The organism is Prauserella aidingensis (genome assembly GCF_024171865.1).
In the GTDB taxonomy this organism is placed as follows: Bacteria; Actinomycetota; Actinomycetes; order Mycobacteriales; family Pseudonocardiaceae; genus Prauserella; species Prauserella aidingensis.
In genome coordinates, this window is sequence record NZ_JAMTCN010000036.1 from 18,860 (window position 1) to 39,331 (window position 20,472).

16 protein-coding genes are annotated in these 20,472 nt (G+C 71.3%); 7 read left to right on the forward strand and 9 right to left on the reverse strand.

What is annotated here, in order from left to right; genetic code table 11:
• Positions 1–21: 21 nt before the first annotated feature.
• From LY13_RS23570 to LY13_RS23595, 6 genes are all read right to left on the reverse strand, one after another.
• Entirely contained in the window at positions 22–1,923 is a 1,902-nt protein-coding gene (locus LY13_RS23570) for an NHL domain-containing thioredoxin family protein (RefSeq protein ID WP_372493884.1), read from the reverse strand.
• 168 nt (positions 1,924–2,091) lie between these two features.
• Positions 2,092–2,574: an SRPBCC family protein gene (locus LY13_RS23575; RefSeq protein ID WP_253830751.1), complete on the reverse strand. Its 483-nt coding sequence runs from the start codon at positions 2,572–2,574 to the stop codon at positions 2,092–2,094.
• Between the two features lie 92 nt (positions 2,575–2,666).
• Positions 2,667–5,129 carry a translocation/assembly module TamB domain-containing protein gene (locus LY13_RS23580; protein WP_372493885.1) on the reverse strand — a complete coding sequence of 821 codons (2,463 nt, stop codon included), beginning with the start codon at positions 5,127–5,129 and terminating at the stop codon, positions 2,667–2,669.
• Between the two features lie 568 nt (positions 5,130–5,697).
• Positions 5,698–6,414, reverse strand: a complete 717-nt coding sequence (locus LY13_RS23585) for an amino acid ABC transporter ATP-binding protein (protein ID WP_301299560.1) — start codon at positions 6,412–6,414, stop codon at positions 5,698–5,700.
• A 71-nt stretch (positions 6,415–6,485) separates the two neighbouring features.
• Positions 6,486–7,295: an amino acid ABC transporter permease gene (locus LY13_RS23590; protein WP_253830753.1), complete on the reverse strand. Its 810-nt coding sequence runs from the start codon at positions 7,293–7,295 to the stop codon at positions 6,486–6,488.
• Between the two features lie 81 nt (positions 7,296–7,376).
• On the reverse strand, positions 7,377–8,324 hold the full coding sequence (locus LY13_RS23595; RefSeq protein ID WP_253830754.1) for an ABC transporter substrate-binding protein: 948 nt from the start codon (positions 8,322–8,324) through the stop codon (positions 7,377–7,379).
• Between the two features lie 237 nt (positions 8,325–8,561).
• Between LY13_RS23595 and LY13_RS23600 the strand changes: the two genes are divergently transcribed.
• From LY13_RS23600 to LY13_RS23620, 5 genes are all read left to right on the forward strand, one after another.
• Positions 8,562–9,134, forward strand: a complete 573-nt coding sequence (locus LY13_RS23600; RefSeq protein ID WP_253830755.1) for a biotin transporter BioY — start codon at positions 8,562–8,564, stop codon at positions 9,132–9,134.
• Positions 9,131–10,390 (forward strand): AMP-binding protein, encoded by a 1,260-nt coding sequence (locus LY13_RS23605; protein WP_253830756.1) that lies wholly within the window; start codon positions 9,131–9,133, stop codon positions 10,388–10,390. The genes LY13_RS23600 and LY13_RS23605 overlap by 4 nt, the downstream gene beginning before the upstream one ends.
• On the forward strand, positions 10,387–11,493 hold the full coding sequence (locus LY13_RS23610; protein WP_253830757.1) for a thiolase family protein: 1,107 nt from the start codon (positions 10,387–10,389) through the stop codon (positions 11,491–11,493). The genes LY13_RS23605 and LY13_RS23610 overlap by 4 nt, the downstream gene beginning before the upstream one ends.
• A gap of 16 nt (positions 11,494–11,509) precedes the next feature.
• Complete coding sequence (locus LY13_RS23615; RefSeq protein WP_253830759.1) at positions 11,510–12,178, forward strand: energy-coupling factor ABC transporter ATP-binding protein; 669 nt, start codon at positions 11,510–11,512, stop codon at positions 12,176–12,178.
• A gap of 88 nt (positions 12,179–12,266) precedes the next feature.
• Positions 12,267–12,872 (forward strand): energy-coupling factor transporter transmembrane component T family protein, encoded by a 606-nt coding sequence (locus tag LY13_RS23620; RefSeq protein ID WP_253830760.1) that lies wholly within the window; start codon positions 12,267–12,269, stop codon positions 12,870–12,872.
• A gap of 213 nt (positions 12,873–13,085) precedes the next feature.
• Here LY13_RS23620 and LY13_RS23625 read toward each other — a convergent pair whose 3' ends face one another.
• The 3 genes from LY13_RS23625 to LY13_RS23635 are packed head-to-tail and all read right to left on the reverse strand — an operon-like array spanning position 13,086 to position 16,846.
• A complete protein-coding gene (locus LY13_RS23625) occupies positions 13,086–14,594 on the reverse strand; it encodes a dihydrolipoamide acetyltransferase family protein (RefSeq protein ID WP_253830761.1) in 1,509 nt (502 codons plus the stop codon).
• A 9-nt stretch (positions 14,595–14,603) separates the two neighbouring features.
• A complete protein-coding gene (locus LY13_RS23630; protein WP_253830762.1) occupies positions 14,604–15,632 on the reverse strand; it encodes an alpha-ketoacid dehydrogenase subunit beta in 1,029 nt (342 codons plus the stop codon).
• Positions 15,632–16,846 (reverse strand): thiamine pyrophosphate-dependent dehydrogenase E1 component subunit alpha, encoded by a 1,215-nt coding sequence (locus tag LY13_RS23635; protein WP_253830763.1) that lies wholly within the window; start codon positions 16,844–16,846, stop codon positions 15,632–15,634. The genes LY13_RS23630 and LY13_RS23635 overlap by 1 nt, the downstream gene beginning before the upstream one ends.
• 369 nt (positions 16,847–17,215) lie before the next feature.
• On the opposite strand from LY13_RS23635, the gene LY13_RS23640 reads away from it, so the two are divergent.
• Positions 17,216–18,631, forward strand: a complete 1,416-nt coding sequence (locus LY13_RS23640) for a M20/M25/M40 family metallo-hydrolase (protein ID WP_253830764.1) — start codon at positions 17,216–17,218, stop codon at positions 18,629–18,631.
• A 95-nt stretch (positions 18,632–18,726) separates the two neighbouring features.
• On the forward strand, positions 18,727–20,157 hold the full coding sequence (locus tag LY13_RS23645; protein ID WP_253830765.1) for a M20/M25/M40 family metallo-hydrolase: 1,431 nt from the start codon (positions 18,727–18,729) through the stop codon (positions 20,155–20,157).
• Positions 20,158–20,472 lie beyond the last annotated feature (315 nt).

A 20,472-nucleotide genomic window follows, 5' to 3' on the forward strand; every position in this document is an offset into this window, starting at 1 on the left:
GGGTTCCACCACGCGTTCATGTTAAGCCCCCGCCGGCCCCGGGTTCCCGGACATCACCAGGCTCAGCGCACCGTCACCGCCGCGTTCGACCCGGATCGGCACGCCCCAGTCCTGGCGCGTGACCCGGCAGACGGGATGCTCGGCGTCGCTGTCGCAGCTGGCCGCCTGGGCGACGACCTGCAGCACGCCCTCGGTCACGTCGTCGGACAGCCGGATCAGGCGGGACAGGTCGGTGTCGGCGCCGTCGCCCTCGACTAGCAGTTCCGGCGGCGAGGCGCTCACCTCGAGCCTGGTCGACGGGCCGTACCGCTCGTCGAGCTTCTGCCCCGGCGGCGGCGTGAACACCACGTTCAGCTGCACCGCGCCCGACGCCAGCACCGTCGCGGGCCTGCGCACCTCCAACGCCTCGCCGTCCACCTGGTCGGCACCGGCCGTCTCCAGCGGAGTCAACCGGTGCGCACCCGTCTCCACGACGAACACCTCGCCGTCGGCCACGACCAGGCCCGCGGGTTCGGCCAGACCCGACGCGACCGTCCCGACCTCGCCCGTGGCGGGGTCGTAGCGCCGGATCGCACCGTTGTAGGTGTCGGCGATACCGACGGTGCCGTCGGGCAGCACGGCCACACCCTGCGGGTGCTGCAGCAGCGCGTGGGCGGCCTTGCCGTCGCGGTGGCCGAAGTGGAACAGGTCCGTACCGACAGCGGTGTACACGGCGTGACCGTCATCGCCGTCGCCCTCGATCCACCGCAGCGCCGACGTCTCGGCGTCGACGAACCACACCCGGTTGCGGCCCACGGCCAGTCCCGACGGCTGCGCCAGGAACGCCTCGTCGGCGGGCCCGTCGCGCAATCCCTCCGTGGTCGTACCGGCCAGCCTGCGGACCGTGGCCTCGACCGGGTCGAACACGCCGAGCGTGTGGTTGCCCGCCATCGCGACGACGACCGCTCCCGGACCGCCGTCGGCCTCGTCCCACCAGCACACGTCCCACGGGCTGGTCAGGTCGACGTCGAGTGCCTTGCCCTCGTCGTCGCCGTCGCGCCACTGCTCACCCGTGCCGGCCACGGTCGTGACGGCGCCGTTGGACAGGTCGACACCACGCAACGTGTGACCGGCCGTGTCCGCCACCACCAGGTGATAGCCGACCCGCTGGGCGACCGCCTCCGGTAGCAACGTCAGCCCCGACGGCTCGGCGAACGACGCCACGTCGAACGCCCCGTCGCGGCCGCCCCGCTCACCGTTGCCGAACCGGCGCACGACCGTCTCGCCGTCGGAGGCGAACTCGGCGACGCCGTGTCCCGCGGTGTCGGCGACGAGCAGCCGTCCGCCCGACGTCGCGACGGCCTTCGCGGGGAAGCGCAGTTCGGTGTCGGCCGTCTCGTCGGCCACGTACGGGTTGTCGCCCCGGCGCAACGTGCCCTTCGCCTCGTGCTGCTCGGCCAGCTCGGCCACGACTCGGCGCAGCGCCTCGCCATGCCCCTCACCTGCGGCGACGTGCGCGATGTAGCCCTCGGGATCGACGACCACCAGCGTCGGCCACGCCTTGATCGCGTACTGCCGCCAGGTCGTCATGTCCGGGTCGTTCAGCACCGGGTGGTGCACGCCGTACCGCTCGACGGCGGCCGCGATCGCGTCGCGCTCGCCTTCGTGCGTGAACTTCGGCGAGTGCACGCCGATGGTCACCAGCACGTCCTCGAAGTCCTCCTCGATGGGGCGGAGCTCGTCGATCACGTGCTGACAGTTGATGCACCCCGAGGTCCAGAAGTCGAGCAGGACGATCTTTCCGCGCAGCCCTGCGAGGCGCAGCCGCTCGCCACCCGTGTTCAGCCAGTCGGTGCCGGCGAGTTCGGGCGCGCGGACGTGCTGCCGCGCGGCGTCGCTCGCGGGCACGGGGTCGGTGTCACTCACATTTCCAGTGAACGTCATCAGGGCCCAAAGGTGAGCCCCCTCGTGCCGCATTACACCCGCGAGAGCGATCACCCTCGACTGCGGGAATGCGCAGGGTGTTTTCCACGTTGACCGCCACTCACGCCGCTGATCGAGCGCCCACCGAACGGCGGTTCACGCGACCCGGCCGCTACCCTGCGCAGCGGGTCAGTCGGCCGTGACGGACTCCGCACGCTGTTTCAGGCCTGCGAGGGTCTTCTCGATGTTGCGCCTGTTGACGCCGGCGCGGTCGGGCGTGCCCACTGCGACACCGGTGAGGAAGCGGACCGGGGCGACCCGCCGGTCCCACGTGCTCTCGACGACCCGGCAGCCGTCGCCGTCCGGTTCGATGTCGTACTGCCAGCGTGCCACCTGGATCGGGCCGACTCCGACGTCGAACGCGAACTTCTCGCCCTCGGCGGCATCGGTCACCGTCGCGGTCGTACTCCACCTGATGATCCCGTGCCGGTTACGACCACGGAACCTGACGCCCGGCGCCACCTCGGTCGCCCCGTCGAGCCACCGGAACCCCTCGTACTCACCCGCCACCTCGGCCAGCACCCCGGGATCGCTGATCAGAGCGTACACCTGTTCCGGAGAGGCGTCGATGTGGATGGAACCCGATGCGTCCGGTTCCTTCGGGGTCGGCATGGCCTGCTCCTCTCGGGTCGCGATTCCTGTGACCGACGTGTCTACCCGCCGTAGGACGCCGACCGCCATCGTGCGGACGTGCGACACGCAGGTCAGTTGGCGCCGTTGCGGCGGAGGGCGCGCGTCATGCCGGTCGCGGCCGTGGTGGCGAGCACCCAGCCCATCGCCGTGAAACCCGTGGCCACCCACATGTCGGCCTCGCCCAGATGCCATCTGCCCTTGTTCCCGAAGTCGACGATCGGCACGAGCAGGTCCACGGTGAACAGCACCGGATTCCAGTTCAGGCCCGTGTCGTCGGCGTTGACCGCACACCGCCTGCCCTCCACGACCAGCAGATTCCCGTCGTCGATGCAGTCGTCCACCCGCACGCCGAACCACACACTGCCCGCGACCAGCAACAACAACAGCAGCACGACGGCACGCACCGGGCGGTAGCCGTAGCCGACCATCCACCGCTGCAGCAGGCTCCACAGCCGCACCCCGAGCCCGACGACCGGTTTCCCGTGCGCCAGCGACTCGTATCGGTACTGCTGCTTCTTCGCCAACACCCAGTCGGCCTGCTCCTCGTTGCCGGACGACCGGAGCATCGCGGCGAACTGGTCGTACGGGCCGGGCCGGTACCCGCCGATCGCGTCGTGCAGCAGCCGGAGCCTGCGCCGGACCTCGGCGGTGTCGCCGATCTCGATGGGCGTGCCGAGACTGTCGTACCGGAAGTCCTCGAGGTCGAGACCGCCCGTCGCCAGCCACAGACTTCCCTCGACGCCGGTGGCGCGCGTGTCGGTGGCGTCGGCGTCGTCGGTGAGCGTGCCGCAGTGGGCCCTGAGCAGCACCACCCTCCCGAGTGGCGGCCCGCCGGGCGCGAGGACGAACTCGTCGGCGTGGGTGTCGCCCGCGTCGAGCGCGACCGCGCCCGGGTCGTCGGTGCCGTCGCTCGCCCCGCACAGGTGCGCACCCGTGATGTCGAGCTGCCGCTGGATCTGCGCCCCGTCCATCGTCACTCCGCCACGCGCCGTGAACGGGCGCCTCTCCTCGGCGGTGAGCAGCACACTGCGCGCGACGCGCACCGACCGCAGGTCGACGGCCCAGTCCCGGCCGCCGTCGTCCTTGCGTTCCGGCTCGCCGACCTCGGTGCCCTGCAGGTCGATGCTGCCGCCGACGGACATGCCCATGAGCCGCAACGTCCCCTCGGCGCGGCAACGCCGGACCTGCAGGTTCCCCGACACCGTGCTGCGGCGGAACGACAACACGTCGCGTCCCGCATGGCTGAACGTGCCGTCGGTCAGGTGGACGTTCCCGCGGATGGTCACGTCCGCGATCCGCAACTGCCCCTTGACCCGGACGCCCTTGGTGTCGAGGTCACCGCTGATCTCGCTGCCGTCGAGGTGCACGGCCCGGTCCCGGAACGGCGGCTTCCTGCTCGGCAGCACCCGGATGTGGGCGTCGGCCAGCCGCAGCGAACCCCCGATCCGGGCGTTGACCATGCGCAACGTGCCGTCGACGTCCAGTCCGTCGGACAGCTCCACGTTGCCTTCGACGTGCAACCGGTCGGCGATCAACGCGGGATGCGGATCGACGTACCAGTCACCGGTCTTCCACGCGTCGACGCCGAGGCCGTCCTGCCTGACCTTCAGCTCGGCGCCCCGGAAGTTGAGATCGCCGGAGACGCGCATGCTCGGCAGGTACAGCAATCCGCGCGTGGCGAACCGTTGGCTGCCGGCATCGCCGCCGGGCCGGTCGAGTTCGCACAGCAGACTGCCGCCGACGACCGCCCCGTTGCCGTTCAGCGCGAAGCCGTCGGGATTGCGCAGCGACGCACCGGAGAAGTTGACGTTGCCACCGGTTCGCAGACCGGGGATGCGCACCTCACCCTCGGCGTCCAGCCGGTACGCCAACAGCGCGCCGGTGACGAGGAGCCGGTCGGCGTGGACCGCCTTGCCGTGCGGATGGACGATCCGCGTCGCCGTGAGCACCGCCGACCCCTCGATCACCGCGTCGGTCAGGTTGACGGCCGCGTCGGGCATGCCCCGGTCGACGTCGTCGGCGCGGCGCATCGTCGTCTCGCCGTCGCTGCCGCCCGCCTCCGCCTCGATGTAGCACTTGATCAGCCGCAGGTCGTTGCCCGTACGCAGGTTGCGCGCCAGCAGCCCCGGCAGTCGGCAACGCTGGAACACCAGGCCGAGCAGCTTGGCCTCGCGCACGTCGGGCGCGTACTCGAACCGGCAACGCTCGAACCGGAACAGGTAGCGCAGGTCGGCGCCCCGCAGGTCGAGCTTGCCCCTGATGTAGGCGTTCTCGACCTGCACAATCGGCGCGTTCGTCGACTGCTTGCGCCAGCGCAGGATCCCCGCCAGGCCGCTGTCGAGAACCTGCCGGACCAGCTCGGAGGCGTCGACGACGTGGTCGGGTTCGGATGCGGCGTCGAACGGGTCGTAGCGGGCGGCGTCGGCCTCGGCGGAACCGTCCGCGCCGCCGGACCTGCCGCCGTTGCCCGCCCGTCCTGCCTTGCCGGCTGCGGCTTTCCCCGGCCTTGCCGAGCTCGGGATCCACCCGGGCATGCGGGCACGCGGGACGCCGCCGTGGTCGGACTCGACCTGCGAAGGGATGCGGTCCGGATCGGCGCCCGGCGCGGTGACCCACCGCGTGGTCTCGACGTCGGCCTGCCCGTCGGACGCGTTCGGGGAGTCGTGGGTGTTCGGGGAGTTGTGGGTGTTCGGGGAGTCGCGGGTGTCGAGATCGGCAGAACCGTCGGACGAGCCGTGCGTGTCGTCGTCGCTGTGACCGGAGGTGCCTGCAGGGTCGTCGTCGCCGTCGTCGCGGTCACCTCGTCGGCGGATGCCCGGCATTGCGCAGCGCCCCTCTCTGGTCACCTGCCGACCGGAGCCGGCCCCCGACCGCGGCGTGTGAAGCCCCGAGGCGGAGACGACACCCGGTACCGACACGACCGCACAGAGCGACAACCTACCGCGCGAGCGCCCACGACATCACCGCTTTCAGTGATCCCGCAGACCGCGCCCCGTGACCGGTAAACGCCCACGAGAAGCCCCCAAGGGCACCTTGGTGGCGCTCAACGCGACCAAGGTGCCCTTGGGGGCACAAGAGTGTTCACCCGGTCGGGGTGGGGTGTCAGTCGGTCGTTTCCGAGGCGTGAACCGGGTTGAGGACGCGGCTGAGGAACGTCTTCGTGCGATCCTCCGCCGGGTCGGCGATGACCTTCGACGGGTGCCCGGACTCGACGACGACGCCGCCGTCCATGAACAGCACCTTGTCGGCGACCTCGCGCGCGAACTGCATCTCGTGGGTGACGACGAGCATCGTCATGCCCTCGTCCGCGAGCTGCCGCATCACACCGAGCACGTCGCCGACCAGCTCGGGGTCGAGCGCCGACGTCGGTTCGTCGAACAGCATCACCGCGGGCTGCATCGACAGCGCCCGCGCGATCGCCACGCGCTGCTGCTGCCCACCGGACAGCTGCTCGGGCATCGCACCGGCCTTCTCCGCCAGGCCCACCTTGTCGAGGTTCTCCCGGGCGATCCGCTCGGCCTCCGCCGCGTCCCGCTTGAGCACCTTGCGCTGCGCGACCGTCAGGTTGTCGAGCACCGACAGGTGGCCGAACAGGTTGAACCCCTGGAAGACCATCCCGATGGAACGCCGCGCCCTGTCGATGTCGACGTCCGGGTCGGTCAGCTCGAAACCGTTCACCACGACGCTGCCGGAGTTCGGCTCCTCGAGCACGTTCACGCAGCGCAGGAGGGTCGACTTGCCCGAACCCGAGGGGCCGATGATGCACACGACCTCGCCGCGCTCCACGGTCACGTCGATGCCCTTGAGAACCTCGAGCATGCCGAACGCCTTGTGCAGGCCGGTGATCTCGACGATCGGCCCGCCACTCTGCGCGTCACCCGTGTCGGCGCTCACGCCGTCACCTCCAGTCCTTCGTCGCGCTTGCGGCCCGCGCGGCGTTCGAGGTACCGCGACAGGTAGCCGAGCGGCACCGTGATGAGCAGGTAGCACAGGCCCGCGAGCAGGATCGGCGACATCGAGTTGGTCGCGTTCATACCCTCGCGGCCGAACTTGGCCAGTTCGTACTCCGTACCGAGCAGACCGAGCAGGTAAATCAGCGACGAATCCTTCGTCAGCAGGATCAGCTCGTTGGTCAGCGGCGGCAGAATGATGCGGAACGCCTGCGGGATGACGACCGTGAACGTGGCGCGCGACTGCGCCATGCCGAGCGAACGGGCCGCCTCGACCTGCCCCTTCGGCACGGCCTGGATACCGGCACGCAGCGTCTCGGCGATGTAGGCCGACCCGACGAGGCCGAGCGCGATCGCCGCCGTCGAATAGGTGTCGAACTGAATCTGGAACGCCAGCGGCACACCGAACCCGAGCGCGATGAACACCAGCAGCGCCGGCACGCCGCGGAAGAACTCGATGTAGACGGTGGCGATCCACCGGTAGGGGGCCACCGACGAGAGCTTCATCAGCGCCAGCACGAGCCCCACCGCCAGCCCCAGGGCGAACCCGAGCCCGGTGTAGATGATCGTGTTGATCAGGGCGGTGGTGATGATCCCCGGGAACTGGGTGGCCATCGCGTCCAGGTTGAAGAACGCGTTGCCGAGCGTTTCCCAATCGGCTAAGAACGCCACGGCCGCAAGGGCCAGCACCAGAATCCCGTACTGCACGCCACGGAAGGCCTGCGCCCGCTTGCGCGGCGACATCGGCATGGACCGACTCCTCACACGTTTCCCATCGCAAGGAGCCGGCCTCACGACGGAGGCCGGCTCCCCGGGAAACGATAGTTGTGCCTACTTGCTGCCCGCGTCCGAGCCTTCGCCACCGTCGCCGGAGGATTCGTCGTCGGAAGGCGGCGCCTCGCCGAACCACTTCTTGTAGATGTCGTCGTACCGGCCGTCCTGCTTGGCCGCGTCGATGATCTCGTCGACCTTCGCCTGGAGCGCACCGTTGCCGTCGGCGACGGCAATGCCGTACTGCTCGCCGGTGTCGAACTCGGTGCTGACCTCGAGGGCGTCCCTTTCCTTCGTGGCGTACAGCAGTACCGAGTTGTCGTTGATGCCGGCCGCGACGGCACCGTTCTGCACGCCCTGCTGCAGCAGCTCGAGGTCCTCGTACTGCCGGGTCTGGTAGCCGTACTTGTCCTTGTTCTCCTGGGCGTACTCCTCGCCGGTGGTGCCCTGCTGCACGCCGAGCACCTTGCCGTCGAGGTCCTCGAGACCGGCGACGTCGGAACCGGACTGCACGACCAGCGCCTGGTCCGCGTCGAAGTAGCCCTGGGAGAAGTCCATGACGCGGTCGCGATCGTCGGTGATCGTGATCGCGGCGGCGGCGAGGTCGCAGTCGCCCGCCTCGAACACCTGGCCCGTCTCGATGCCTTCGAAGCTGGTGTCGACGAGCTTCTGCTGCACGCCCAGGTCCTCGGCGACCAGGTCGACGAGGTCGACGTCGAAGCCCACCGTCTTGCCGCTCTCGTTGCGGAACTGGAACGGCTCGTACGGCAGGTGGGTGCAGACGGTCAGCTGACCCTCGTTGATCAGCTCTACCTTGTCGCCCGCCTGGGTATTGCCTGCGGTGTTGACCTCCTCGGCGCAGCCGGCCGCGGTAGCGGCCAGCGCCAGCACGGGAAGCACGGCGAGCGAACGGAGCTTGCGCTGCGCGGGTTTACGCCGGGGGTTACGCACCACGATCTTCACTCCTAGTAGTGGGCACTGGTCGGTGAAGGAATAGTGCCACTCCATGTGGGTAGTTGGCACTATCAGGGTCGTTACATAGCGGTTTCGATACCGATCACAGTCTCGTTGCGCACCGGACACCCGGCACCGGCTACCCCGTGTGGCTCACCCGCAGCCCTGCGTGTCCTGCACCCGACCACGCGAGTTCCGTACTCGGCACCGCGAGTTCTGCCCGGGGAAATGCTCCGACAGGAGTGACCTACATCTACCGCAATGCGGTCGGCGTGGGGTTACCTTGCGAGCATGCCCGCACCACGCGTCTCGCTGCCCGCCGCCGACCTGGCGCGCGTCGTCGTCTTCGCCGCGTTCATCGCCGTGCTCGGGATCTTCCCCGGCATCTACTTCGGCGCGTCCGGCGTCCCGGTCGTCATCCAGAACGCGGGGCCGTTGCTCGCGGGCGTGCTGCTCGGCGCGCGCCGCGGTACCGCGGCCGTCCTGCTGTTCCTCGCGCTGACCGCCATCGGCCTGCCCCTGCTGTCCGGCGGGCGCGGCGGACTGGCGCCGTTCGTCGGCCCCAGCGGCGGGTTCCTGTTCGGCTGGATCCTCTCCGCACTGGTCGCGGGCCTCATCGTGAGCCGTGCTCCCAAGCTCAACCTGCCGGTGATCGGGTTCGCCACGCTCGCAGGCCTGCTCGCCGACTACCTCATCGGCATCCCGTTCCTCGGCGCCTACCTCAGCGACCTCGGCGCGGCCGCTGTCCAGTCGCTCGTGTTCGTCCCCGGTGACCTCGGCAAGGTCGCGGCCACCGCGATCATCGCCGCCGTCGTCCACCGTGCCCTGCCCGGCACCCTGCCCAGGACCGCGCGAACCGAGTGACCCTCACGGCCCACGTCCCCGCCACCGCGCACGGCGCGGCCCGCACGCTCGCCGAGCGCGGCGTGGGCCCGGGGACACGCATCGCCGTCGAGGGGTCCGGCGACGTGCTGTCGTGGCTGCTCGGTGCCGACCTCCTCGGCGCGGCGACGCTCGTGCTCGAACCGGCGTGGCCTGCCGCCGACCGAGCCGCCGTGCTCGTCGACGCCGACCCGGCACTGATCGTCGACGGCGCCCCGGAGCCCGCCGATCCCGTCGAGCCGACTGCCGGGGAGGACGACCCGTACTTCTACCTGCCCACGACGTCGGGCAGCACGGGCACGCCGAAGGTCGGCCTGCGCACGCGGTCGTCGTGGGTCCGCAGCTTCGAGGCACTCGGCACCGTCGACGGGCCCGTGCTCGTGGCGGGCCCGCTCAGCGCGTCGCTGTTCCTGTTCGGTGCGCTGCACACCACGTGGTGCGGCGCCGACCTGTGGCTGCGCGACCGCTGGCGCCCCGCCGAGGCGCGCGAGGCCGCAACCGTCCACGTCGTGCCCGCCATGCTCGCCGAGCTCGTCGCCGACGCCGAACGCAGCCCTGGCCCGTCACGCCTGCGTACCGTCGTGTGCGGCGGCGCCCACCTCGGCGACGACCTGCGCGAACGGTTCTCCCGCGCCTTCCCGAACGCCCGCCTGGTCGAGTACTACGGCTCGGCGGAACTGTCGCTGATCGCGATCCGCCGCGACGGCGAGTTGCGCCCCGTCGACGGGGTCGACGTCGACGTCACCGATGGCGTGCTGTGGGTGCGCTCGCCGCTGGCGTTCAGCGGCTATCTCCACGACGGCGACCTCGATCCCGCCCCCGAGTGGCTGTCCAACGGCGACCACGGCAGGCTCACCGGCACCGGCGGACTCGTCGTCACCGGACGCGGCGCGGCCACCATCGCGAGCGGTGGCACGCAGGTGCCCGCCGAACCCGTGGAGTCCGTGCTGCGTACCGTCGCGGGCGTGGACGACGCGCTGGTCGCGGGCACCCCGCATCCGCGACTCGGCCTGCTCGTCACGGCGATCGTGCAGGCCCCGCAACCGCCCGCGCTCGCCGACCTGCGCGCCGCGGTGCGGGCGGAGCTGCGCCCCGAGTCCCGCCCGCGGCGCTGGTTGTGGACGACGTCGCTGCCGCGCACCGCGTCCGGCAAGCCCGCCAGGGCCGCTGCCGAGGAACAGCTCCGCGACGGCACCTTCGGCGCCGCGTCGCTGACCGCTCCGGAGCAGGCGCGATGACCGAGCCGGTGGTCATCGCCGCGCGGCGCACCCCGATCGGCCGGGACGGCGGCGGACTCCGTGAGCACACCGTCGACGAACTCGCCGCGCCCGTGCTGCGTGCCGTACTCGACGACGCGGGGATCGACCGCGTCGACGACGTCGTGCTCGGCAACGTCTTCGGCCCCGGCGGCAACCCGGCGCGCGTGGCGGCGTTGCGGGCGGGCCTGGGCGTCGACGTTCCCGGGGTGACCGTCGATCGGCAGTGCGCCGGCGGGCTCGCGGCCGTCGCGCAGGCGGCCGCATGCGTGCGCGCGGGCGAGGGCGAGGCCTACCTGGCGGGCGGTGTCGAGAGCGCGTCGACCGCGCCCCGGCGCGCGTGGCCCACCGATCCGCCCACGCCGTACTCCCGCGCGCCGTTCGCGCCCGCGGAGTTCGGCGACCCCGACATGGGGCCTGCCGCCGATCTCGTCGCCGCCGAGGCCGGGATCTCCCGCACCCGCCAGGACGCGTTCGCCGTACGCAGTCACGAACGCGCCGTCGCGGCCCAGCGCGCGGGCCGGTTCGACCGCGAGCTCGTCGCCGTCGGGGACGTCACCGCCGACGAGCGACCTCGCCCGGGATTCACGGTCGAACGCCTCGCCCGGTTCCGGCCCGCGTTCACCGCCGACGGCACCGCGACCGCCGCCAACTCCTGCGGGGTCAACGACGGCGCGGCGGCGGTCCTCGTCGTGAGCGAACGCCTACGCGCCCGGCTCGGCGTGCCCGGACTGCGCCTGGTGGCGTCGGCGACGAGGGCCTGTGACCCGGCACGGCTCGGCCTCGGCGCGGTACCGGCGATGCGCGAAGTGCTCCGCTCGTCCGCGCCCGACGTCGTCGAGTTCAACGAGGCCTTCGCCGGACAGACGCTGGCCTGCCTCGACGCCGTCGGCATCGACGAGCACCGGGTCAGCCCGGACGGCGGCGCCATTGCACTCGGCCACCCGTGGGGCGCCTCGGGTGCGGTGCTCGTGGTGCGATTGTTCTCGCGACTCGTACGCCAGGGCATGGGCAGCGCAGGACTGGCGGCGCTGTCCGCGGGCGGCGGGGTCGGAGTGGCGACGATGTGGACGGTGACGCGGTGATGGGGACGGTGACGCGGTGATCGAGTTCGACGGTGTCGGTCACACCTACGACACGACCCCCGTGGTATCCGATGTGGACATGACGCTCGACGAGCGGCGCGTGGCGTTCGTGGGAGCCAACGGGTCGGGCAAGTCGACGGTCGCGAGGATGATCAACGGCCTCGTCGTTCCGACCTGCGGGCACGTGCGCGTGAACGGCCTCGACACGGCGTCGGAGGGCCGCAAGGTGCGCAAGCACGTCGGGTTCGTGTTCACCAACCCGGATTCGCAGATCGTCATGCCGACCGCGGGTGAGGACGTCGCGTTCTCGCTCCGCGGCAGCGATCTGTCCAAAAAGGAGCGCGCTGCACGCGCCGCGGAGGTGCTCGCCGAGTACGGCCTCGACCCGGAGCACCCCGCACACCAGCTCTCCGGCGGGCAGAAACAGCTGCTGGCGCTGTGTTCCATGCTCGTCCTCGACCCCGACGTGCTGGTGTGCGACGAACCGACCACGCTGCTGGACCTGCGCAACAAACGGCGCTTCACGGAGCTGCTGGGACAGTTGCGCCAACAGGTCGTGCTCGTGACCCACGACCTCGACCTGCTCGACGACTTCGACCGCGTGCTCGTGTTCGACGACGGCCGCGTGGTCGCCGACGACGAGCCCGCCTCCGCCGTCCGCTACTACCGGGACCTGGTGTCATGACGAGCTCGACGGGGCGCGTGAGCGAGGGAACGGTCGGGGCGGTGGGCGCCCCCAAGGTGCCCTTCGCGGCTTCGGCGGGGTGGACGACGTGACGCCGCTCGGGCTGTACGAGCCGGGTGGGAGTGTGCTGCACCGCGCACCGGCCGGGCCGAAACTTCTCGCCGTCGTCGCGCTGGCGGCCGCCGTGGTCCTCCTCGAATCTCCGTGGTGGCTCGGCGGGCTGCTGGCCGCGGTGCTGGCGGGTTACGTCGTGGCACGGGTGCCGCGGCGGCGGTGGTGGCCGCTGGTGCGCACGCTCGTGATCGTGTCCGTGGTGGTGTTCGCCGTGCAGTGGTGGCTGCTCGGCGCGACGACCGCGGCCGTCGTGTGCCTACGGCTCGTGACGGCACTGGCCGCGGCGAGCCTGTTCACGCTGACCACGCGCGTCGACGACGTCGTGTCCACTGTGGAACGCGTGGTGCGACCGCTGCAACGGTTCGGGGTGCGCCCCGAGATGGTCGGCCTGCTCGTCGGGCTGACGGTGCAGGCGATCGCCACCCTGTCCGGGATCGCCGGCGAGGTGCGGGCCGCGGCGAAGGCGCGCGGCGCCGACCGCAGCCCGACGGCGTTCGTCGTGCCGTTCCTCGTCCGCACCCTGCGCCACGCCGATCAGCTCGGCGAAGCCCTCGCCGCCCGCGGCACCGGCGACCGCTGAGGCCGGTCCGGGCCGTTCCGTGCGCGTGACGGGCGTCGGACTACGCGGCGCGATCGGCGCCCCAAGGGCCTCGGCGACGTTGAACGCGAGGGGAAGGTTCGTGGCTCCCTCCCGCCGGCCCGACCACCGCCCCTCAAGGGCACGCTGGCGCGTGGCTGCGTTCAACGCCACCAAGGTGCCCTTGGGGGACGTCGGCACTGGAGGGGGTTGGCGTCAGAAGGTGATCGCCATCGCCGGGTCGGACATGAGCGCTCCGACGTCGGCGAGGAACTGCGAACCCTGCTGGCCGTCGATGACGCGGTGGTCGAAGCTCAGCGACAGCTGCATCACCTTGCGCACGGCCAACTCGCCGTCGACGACCCACGGCATGTCGCGGATCGCCCCGACCGCCAGGATCGCCGACTCACCGGGGTTGATGATCGGCGTTCCGGTGTCGACGCCGAACACACCGACGTTGGTGATCGTGAACGTGCCGTTCAGCATGTCCGCGGGCTGCGTCTTGCCGTCGCGGGCCGTCGTCGTCAGCTCGTCGATGGCACCCGCCAGCTGCGGCAGCGACATCCCGTCGGCGTCGCGGATCTTCGGCACCACGAGCCCCCGCGGGGTCGCAGCCGCGATCCCCAGGTGCACGTAGTCCTTGAACACGATCTCGCCCGCGTCGCCGTCCCACAGCGAGTTGACCTCCGGGGTGCGCTTGGCCGCCAGGCACACGGCCTTCGCCGCGAACGCCAGCGGCGTCAGCTTGACACCCGCGAACTCCGGGTGCGACTTGAGCTTCTGCCGCAGCTCCATCATCGGCGTCACGTCCACCGTGAGGAACTCCGTGACGTGCGGCGCGGTGAAGGCGCTGTGCACCATCGCCTCGGCCGTCGCCTTGCGTACGCCCTTGATCGGCACGCGGTGTTCACGCGCGCCCTCGGCTGCGGGAGCGGCCGCGGCGGGCTGCTGCGCAGGCGCTTCGCAGGCGCGCTGCACGTCGTCCCTGGTGATCACCCCGCCGTCGCCGGAGCCGGTCACCGTGCGCAGATCGACTCCGAGGTCCTTGGCGAGCTTGCGCACCGGCGGCTTCGCCAACGGCACGTACCCACCACGGCTGTCCGGTCCCGACACGTCCGAGCCCGTTACGCCCGGCGCCGGAGCCGACTGCGCGGCCGCCGGGGCCGGGGACTGCGGAACCGAGGACTGCGGAGCCGGGGACGCGGGAACGGCCTGCGTCGCCGGTGCGGAACCGTTCGCGCCGGAACCGTGCGTCCCGGAACCGTGCGAACCCGTGCCCGTGGCCCCGGAACCACCGGAGCCACCGGGACCACCCGCCGCGGGCTTGCGGGGACGCCGCTTCGTGCTGGCGGCCTTCGAGCCGTAGCCGACGAGCGGTTTCATCTCGTCGCCCTCGCCGGACTCTGCGGCCGCGGGCTCGGCGGCCGCTCCGTTGGCCGAGGCGGTCGAGCCGGCGTCCGACGCGGGAGCGGCACCGTGCGGGTCGACGTCGACGGTCAGGATCGGCGCGCCGACCTCCACCGTCTGCCCCGGTTCGACGAGCAGCTCGGTCACGACGCCCGCCCACGGGATGGGCAGCTCGACGGCCGCCTTCGCCGTCTCGACCTCGACGACGATCTGGTTGACCGTCACCTCGTCGCCCGGCTGCACCTTCCAGCCGAGGATCTCGGCCTCGGTCAGCCCCTCCGCGGTGTCGGCGAGGGGAAACTGCTTGTACTCAGGCATGAATCCTCCTCACCATTCCAGCGCGTTGTCGACGGCGTGGAGCACCCGGTCCAGGTCGGGCAGGAAGTGCTCCTCCAACTTGGCCGGCGGATACGGGGTGTCGAACCCGGTCACGCGCTGCACCGGCGCCTCGAGCGAGTAGAAGCACTCCTGCTGCACCCGTGCGGCAACCTCCGAGGCGAGTGACACCTCCGACGACGCCTCGCTGACGACGACGAGCCTGCCCGTGCGGCGCACCGATTCGAACACCGGCCCGAGGTCGAGCGGCGACAGGGTGCGCAGGTCGATCACCTCGAGGTTGCGGCCCTCCTCCTGGGCGGCCGTGGCCGCGTCGAGCGCGACCGGCAGCGAGGGGCCGTAGGCGGCGATCGTGGCCGCGTCACCGTGGCGCACGACCCGCGAGCTGTGCAGCGGATCGGGCGTGGCCGTGGTGTCGACAGGGGCCTTCAGTGCGCTCGAGTGGTACAGCTTCTTCGGCTCGAACAGCATCACGGGGTCGTCGGAGCTGATGGCCTGCTGCATCATCCAGTAGGCGTCGACCGGGTTCGCACACGAAACGACCTTCAGCCCCGGGATGTGCGAGAACAGCGACTCCGGCGACTCCGAGTGGTGTTCGACCGCTCCGATGCCGCCACCGAAGGGCACACGGATGACGACGGGCGCCTTGAGCTTGCCCTGCGTGCGGTAGCGCAGCTTGGCCAGCTGGCTGGAGATCTGGTCGAACGCCGGGAAGATGAAGCCCTCGAACTGGATCTCGCACACCGGCCGGAAACCGCGCACGGCCAGTCCGATCGCCGTGCCGACGATGCCCGACTCGGCCAGCGGCGTGTCGAGCACGCGGTGTTCGCCGAAGTCCTTCTGCAGCCCGTCGGTGACGCGGAAGACGCCACCGAGCTTGCCGACGTCCTCGCCCATGACGAGCACCTTCGGGTCGGCCTCCATCGCCGCCCGCAGCCCGTTGTTGAGCGCCTTGCCGATGGTCATGGTCTGCGTGTTCGCCGACCGGTTGTCCACAGGGGATGCCGCGGGTGCCGCCATCAGTGCTCACCTCCCGCGAAACCGGCGAGGTAGCTCAGGTACTCCTCGCGCTGGGCGTCGAGTGCGGCCGGCGTGTCGGCGTACACCTCGCTGAAGATCCGTTCCGGTGGTGGATCGGGCATGGTGAAACAGAAGTCGCGCAACTGCGCGGCGAATTCGTCGGCCTCGGCGTCGACACCGTCGAAGAAGTCCTGCTCGGCGCCGCCCGCCCGCGCGAGGTGCGCGCGCACGCGCTCGATCGGGTCCTTCAGTTTCCACGCCTCGAGCTCGTCCGACAGCCGGTACCGCGTCGGGTCGTCGGTCGTGGTGTGAGCGTCCATGCGGTAGGTGAACGCCTCGATGAGCACCGGGCCGTTGCCGTGGCGGCACTCGTCGAGCGCCCACCGCGTCACGGCCAGGCAGGCCAGTACGTCGTTGCCGTCGACCCGGATGCCGGGGAAGCCGTAGCCGCGAGCACGCTGGTACAGCGGCAGCCGCGACTGGCGTTCGGTCGGCTCGGAGATCGCCCACTGATTGTTCTGGCAGAAGTAGACGACCGGCGCGTCGTAGACCGCGCCCCACACGAAGCCCTCGTGCACGTCGCCCTGGCTCGTGGCGCCGTCGCCGAAGTAGACGATCGTGGCCTCGTTCTCGGCGTCGTCGGCGTTACCGACCTTGCCGTCGAACTTCTGGCCCATGGCGTACCCGGCTGCGTTGAGCACCTGGTTGCCGATGACGATCGTGTACGGGTGGAAGCCGTATTCGGCCGGGTCCCAGCCCGAGTGGTCGGTGCAGCGGAAAATGCCCAGCAGCTCACGGAAGTCGATGCCGCGGGTGTACGCGACGCCGTGCTCGCGGTAGCTGGGGAACGCCATGTCGCCGGGCCGCAGCGCGCGGCCGGAACCGACCTGCGCGGCCTCCTGCCCGAGCAGCGGAACCCAGATGCCCAGCTGGCCCTGGCGCTGCATGGCGTTGGATTCCCGATCGGCCCTGCGCACGAGCACCATGTCGCGGTAGAGCCCGCGCAGTGCCTCGACGTCGACGTCGGCGAGATAGGGGTCGAACCGGCTGTCGGCCAGCCGCTCGCCTTCCGGCGTGAGCAGCTGTGTCAGCTCGGCACCGCCTTCGGTTGTCGCTCGCAAACCCGCGATCACCTGCTCCGGGGATGGCTGTGCCGCTGTCGCGGCGGGGCCGGCACCCGGGTCCGGTCGCGTCCACTGTTCTGGGGACGGCATGGTTTCTCCTCCAGGTCGTGCCGCTCGGTCGCTTGTGGCGACCGCGACGGCTCGCCGCCGGCACCGCCGGCACGTACCTGTGGTGTGGCCGCGCCGGTGTCCGTCGGCGGTGACGGTTCACGCCGTCATCCTGGCACGAACGGGGGAGGTTTGCGGAGGGCCCGTAGCCGAATCTTTGCCGCGAATGCCGCCGTGAACTGGGAAAATACTCGGACTACCGACGGTGAGGCCGCCGAAAGTCTGTTGTCCATCCCGCCCGTGGCCAGCAGCGCCGCCGCGGGCTCACGACGGCCCGTGACCGGGCGGACGCACACGCCGCGAGGAGTGAGCGATCCATGTCACAACTCGGTGACGTGTTTGGATGTCGGCATGGATACGGCGGTGATTCGGGAAACGGTCCGTGGCCGGTGGGCGGCCGACTCCGGCGCGGCGACCGACGGACTGGCACGCCTGGTGGAGATACCGGCCCTGTCGCCGTCGTTCGACGCCGAGTGGGCGACGACGCGGCAGCTGCACGCCGCCGTGGAGCACGTGCGCACCTACCTCGACGCCCGCGGCTTCCCCGGCGCGAGCACCGACGTCGTCGAACTACCCGGCCGCACACCGGTGCTGCTGCTCGACGTGCCCGCCACCGACGGCGCCCGCACCGACGAGACCGTCGTCGTCTACGGCCACCTGGACAAGCAGCCTGCGGCGGGCGAGTGGTCGCCGGGTCTGGGGCCGTGGACGCCGGTGATCAAGGAGGGCAGGCTGTACGGCCGCGGCGCCAACGACGACGGGTACGCGGCGTACGCGGCCGCGACCGCGCTGGAGGCGCTGCACGCGAGCGGGGGCGCCCACGCACGCACGGTCGTGCTGCTGGAGACGTGCGAGGAGTCCGGCAGCCCCGACCTCGGCGCCTACCTGGAACACCTGCGGCCGCGGCTGGGCCGGGTCGGCCTCGTCGTCTGCCTCGACACCTCCGGCGCCGACCACGAACGACTGTGGCTCGCGACGTCGCTGCGCGGGATGATCTCGTTCGACCTGACCGTCCGGGTGCTGACGTCGGGCGTCCACTCCGGCCACGCCAGCGGGTTCGTGCCCAGCAGCTTCCGCATCCTGCGCGAACTGCTCGACCGGATCGAGGACCCGCGCACGGGTGACCTGCACCTGCCCGAGCTCGTCACCGAGGTACCCGCCGACCGGCTCGCCGAGGTCCACGCCGCGGGTGACGCCCTGGCGCCGACGTTGCCGCTGGTCGACGGCATGCGCTACGCACACGACACCGTCGCCGACCTGGTGCTGGCGAACACGTGGGCGACGACGATGTCGGTCACGGGCGCCGACGGACTGCCGCCGCTGCCGGAGGCGGGCAACGTGCTGCGGCCGTACACGAGCGTCAAGCTCAGTTTCCGCCTGCCGCCGACGGTCGACGCCGACACGGCGCTGGCCGCAATGACCCGGGTGCTCACCACCGATCCGCCGTTCGGCGCACAGGTCGAGATCGCCAGGGCCGACGCGGCGTCCGGCTGGAACGCGAACCCCCGCGCACCGTGGCTCGAATCCACATTGGACAAGGTGGGCGACGAGGTGTTCGGCCTGCCGTGGCGCGCGCTCGGCCTCGGAGGCACGATTCCCTTCCTCGGCCTGTTCGGCCACGCCTACCCCGACGCGCAGTTCGTCGTCACCGGACCTCGCGGACCCGGCAACAACGCGCACGTGCCCGACGAGTGGCTGCACCTGGAGCAGACCGAACGCGTCACCGAGGCCGTCGCGCGGATCCTCGACGCGCACGCGAAGGCGTGAGGCGCGCGTCCCTGCGGCGTGGCCCTCGCCCTCCGGCGGCGGGCCGGTTCGCACTCCCCGCAGCGGACCGGTCGCCGGGAGAACGCAGTGGCAGGATGGGTGACGTGGAACAGCGAACCGTAGCCGACACCGTCCAGAAGACGTGGTCGGAAGAGATCCTGCCCAGCCTGTCCGGCCTCGTCGAGATCCCCGCACTGTCGCCGGGATTCGACGCCGAATGGGAAACCTCCGGCCACCTCGACGCCGCGATCGCGCACGTACGCGCATGGATGGAGTCCCGGCAGATCCCGGGAGCGACCATCGACGTCGTCCGGCTCGAAGGCCGCAGCCCTGTGCTGCTGCTCGACGTCCCGGCGACGCCGGGCGCCGAGGACGCGGGCACCGTCCTGCTCTACGGCCACCTGGACAAGCAGCCGCCGGTCGGTGGCTGGTCCGAGGGTCTCGGGCCGTGGACGCCGGTGGTCGACGGGCACAAGCTGTACGGCCGCGGTTCCGCCGACGACGGGTACGCGGGCTACGCCGCGACCGCCGCGCTCGAAGCGGTCCGCGCGGGCGGGGGCATGCACGCACGCTCGGTCGTGCTGCTGGAGACGGGCGAGGAGTCCGGCAGCCCCGACCTGCCCGCCTACCTCGAGCACCTGTCCGACCGGCTCGGCCGCGTCACGTTCGTCGTCTGCCTCGACTCCGGCGGCAACGACTACGAGCGGCTGTGGCTGACGACCTCGCTGCGGGGCCTCGCGCAGGTCGACGTCACGGTGCGCGTGCTCGACTCCTCGCAGCACTCCGGTCTGGCCAGCGGCGTGGTGCCCGACTCGTTCCGCGTGCTGCGGACCCTGCTCGACCGGATCGAGGACTCGGCGACCGGCGAGGTGCTGCTGCCCGAGTGCACCGTCTCGATCCCGCAGAACCGGATCACCGAGGCGGGCGCGACGGCCGAGGTCACCCCGCCCGGCTCCGTCGCGGGTGCGTTCCCGCTGCACGGGACGACCCAGCCGGTCGCGGGCGACGACGTCGAGCTGCTGCTGAACAACGCATGGCGGCCGACCCTGTCGATCATCGGCGCGTCCGGGTTCCCCGAGCCCGACGACGCGGGCAACGTGCTGCGGTCGGCCTCGACACTGGCGCTGAGCTTCCGGCTGCCGCCGACGGCCGATTCCGCCGCCGCGCTCGACGCCATCAAGAAGACGCTGACCACGGACGTGCCGTACGGCGCGACCGTCGAGCTGTCCGGCGTCGAAGCCGCCGACGGGTGGAACGCCCCCGACGCGGCACCGTGGCTCGCGTCGACCCTCGAGTCGGTCAGCACCACGGTGTTCGGCGCGCCGTGGCGTACCAGCGGACTCGGCGGTTCGATCCCGTTCATGGGCCTGCTCGGCGAGAAGTACCCGGAGGCGCAGTTCCTCGTCACGGGTGCGCTCGGGCCGGACTCGAACGCCCACGTGCCCGACGAGTGGCTGCACGTCCCGCAGGCCACCCGGGTCACCGAGGCGGTCGCCCACTTCCTGGACGCCCACGCCCGCGGCTGACGAACACCGCGCGTGTTGCGGATCCCCGGGACCGTGTTGCGGATTCCGGGGGTCGTGTTGCGGATTCCGGGGGTCGTGTTGCGGATTCCGGGGGTCGTGTTGCGGATTCCGGGGGTCGTGTTGCGGATTCCGGGGGTCGTGTTGCTCCCACCCGTCACCCGGCCACCGCCCCTCAACGACGCGCTACCGCGCGACTGCGTTTTCCGGGCGGGCGGGCACGGAACCTGACCGGCCTGCGACGTCGCGAGCCACGTGGCGTCGCAGGCCGGGACCGGCCCTCCGTCAGCCTTCGATGATGCGGGGCGGGCCGTCGTC

Bases quoted from the DNA above. Each gene is read 5' to 3' on its own strand.
- LY13_RS23580 (WP_372493885.1), bottom strand. From the start codon at position 5,129: ATGCCCGGGTGGATCCCGAGCTCGGCAAGGCCGGGGAAAGCCGCAGCC.
- LY13_RS23590 (WP_253830753.1), bottom strand. From the start codon at position 7,295: ATGCCGATGTCGCCGCGCAAGCGGGCGCAGGCCTTCCGTGGCGTGCAG.
- LY13_RS23570 (WP_372493884.1), bottom strand. From the start codon at position 1,923: ATGACGTTCACTGGAAATGTGAGTGACACCGACCCCGTGCCCGCGAGC.
- LY13_RS23640 (WP_253830764.1), top strand. From the start codon at position 17,216: ATGGATACGGCGGTGATTCGGGAAACGGTCCGTGGCCGGTGGGCGGCC.
- LY13_RS23630 (WP_253830762.1), bottom strand. From the start codon at position 15,632: ATGGCGGCACCCGCGGCATCCCCTGTGGACAACCGGTCGGCGAACACG.
- LY13_RS23610 (WP_253830757.1), top strand. From the start codon at position 10,387: ATGACCGAGCCGGTGGTCATCGCCGCGCGGCGCACCCCGATCGGCCGG.
- LY13_RS23595 (WP_253830754.1), bottom strand. From the start codon at position 8,324: ATGGAGTGGCACTATTCCTTCACCGACCAGTGCCCACTACTAGGAGTG.
- LY13_RS23645 (WP_253830765.1), top strand. From the start codon at position 18,727: ATGGGTGACGTGGAACAGCGAACCGTAGCCGACACCGTCCAGAAGACG.
- LY13_RS23585 (WP_301299560.1), bottom strand. From the start codon at position 6,414: ATGCTCGAGGTTCTCAAGGGCATCGACGTGACCGTGGAGCGCGGCGAG.
- LY13_RS23625 (WP_253830761.1), bottom strand. From the start codon at position 14,594: ATGCCTGAGTACAAGCAGTTTCCCCTCGCCGACACCGCGGAGGGGCTG.
- LY13_RS23575 (WP_253830751.1), bottom strand. From the start codon at position 2,574: ATGCCGACCCCGAAGGAACCGGACGCATCGGGTTCCATCCACATCGAC.
- LY13_RS23635 (WP_253830763.1), bottom strand. From the start codon at position 16,846: ATGCCGTCCCCAGAACAGTGGACGCGACCGGACCCGGGTGCCGGCCCC.
- LY13_RS23600 (WP_253830755.1), top strand. From the start codon at position 8,562: ATGCCCGCACCACGCGTCTCGCTGCCCGCCGCCGACCTGGCGCGCGTC.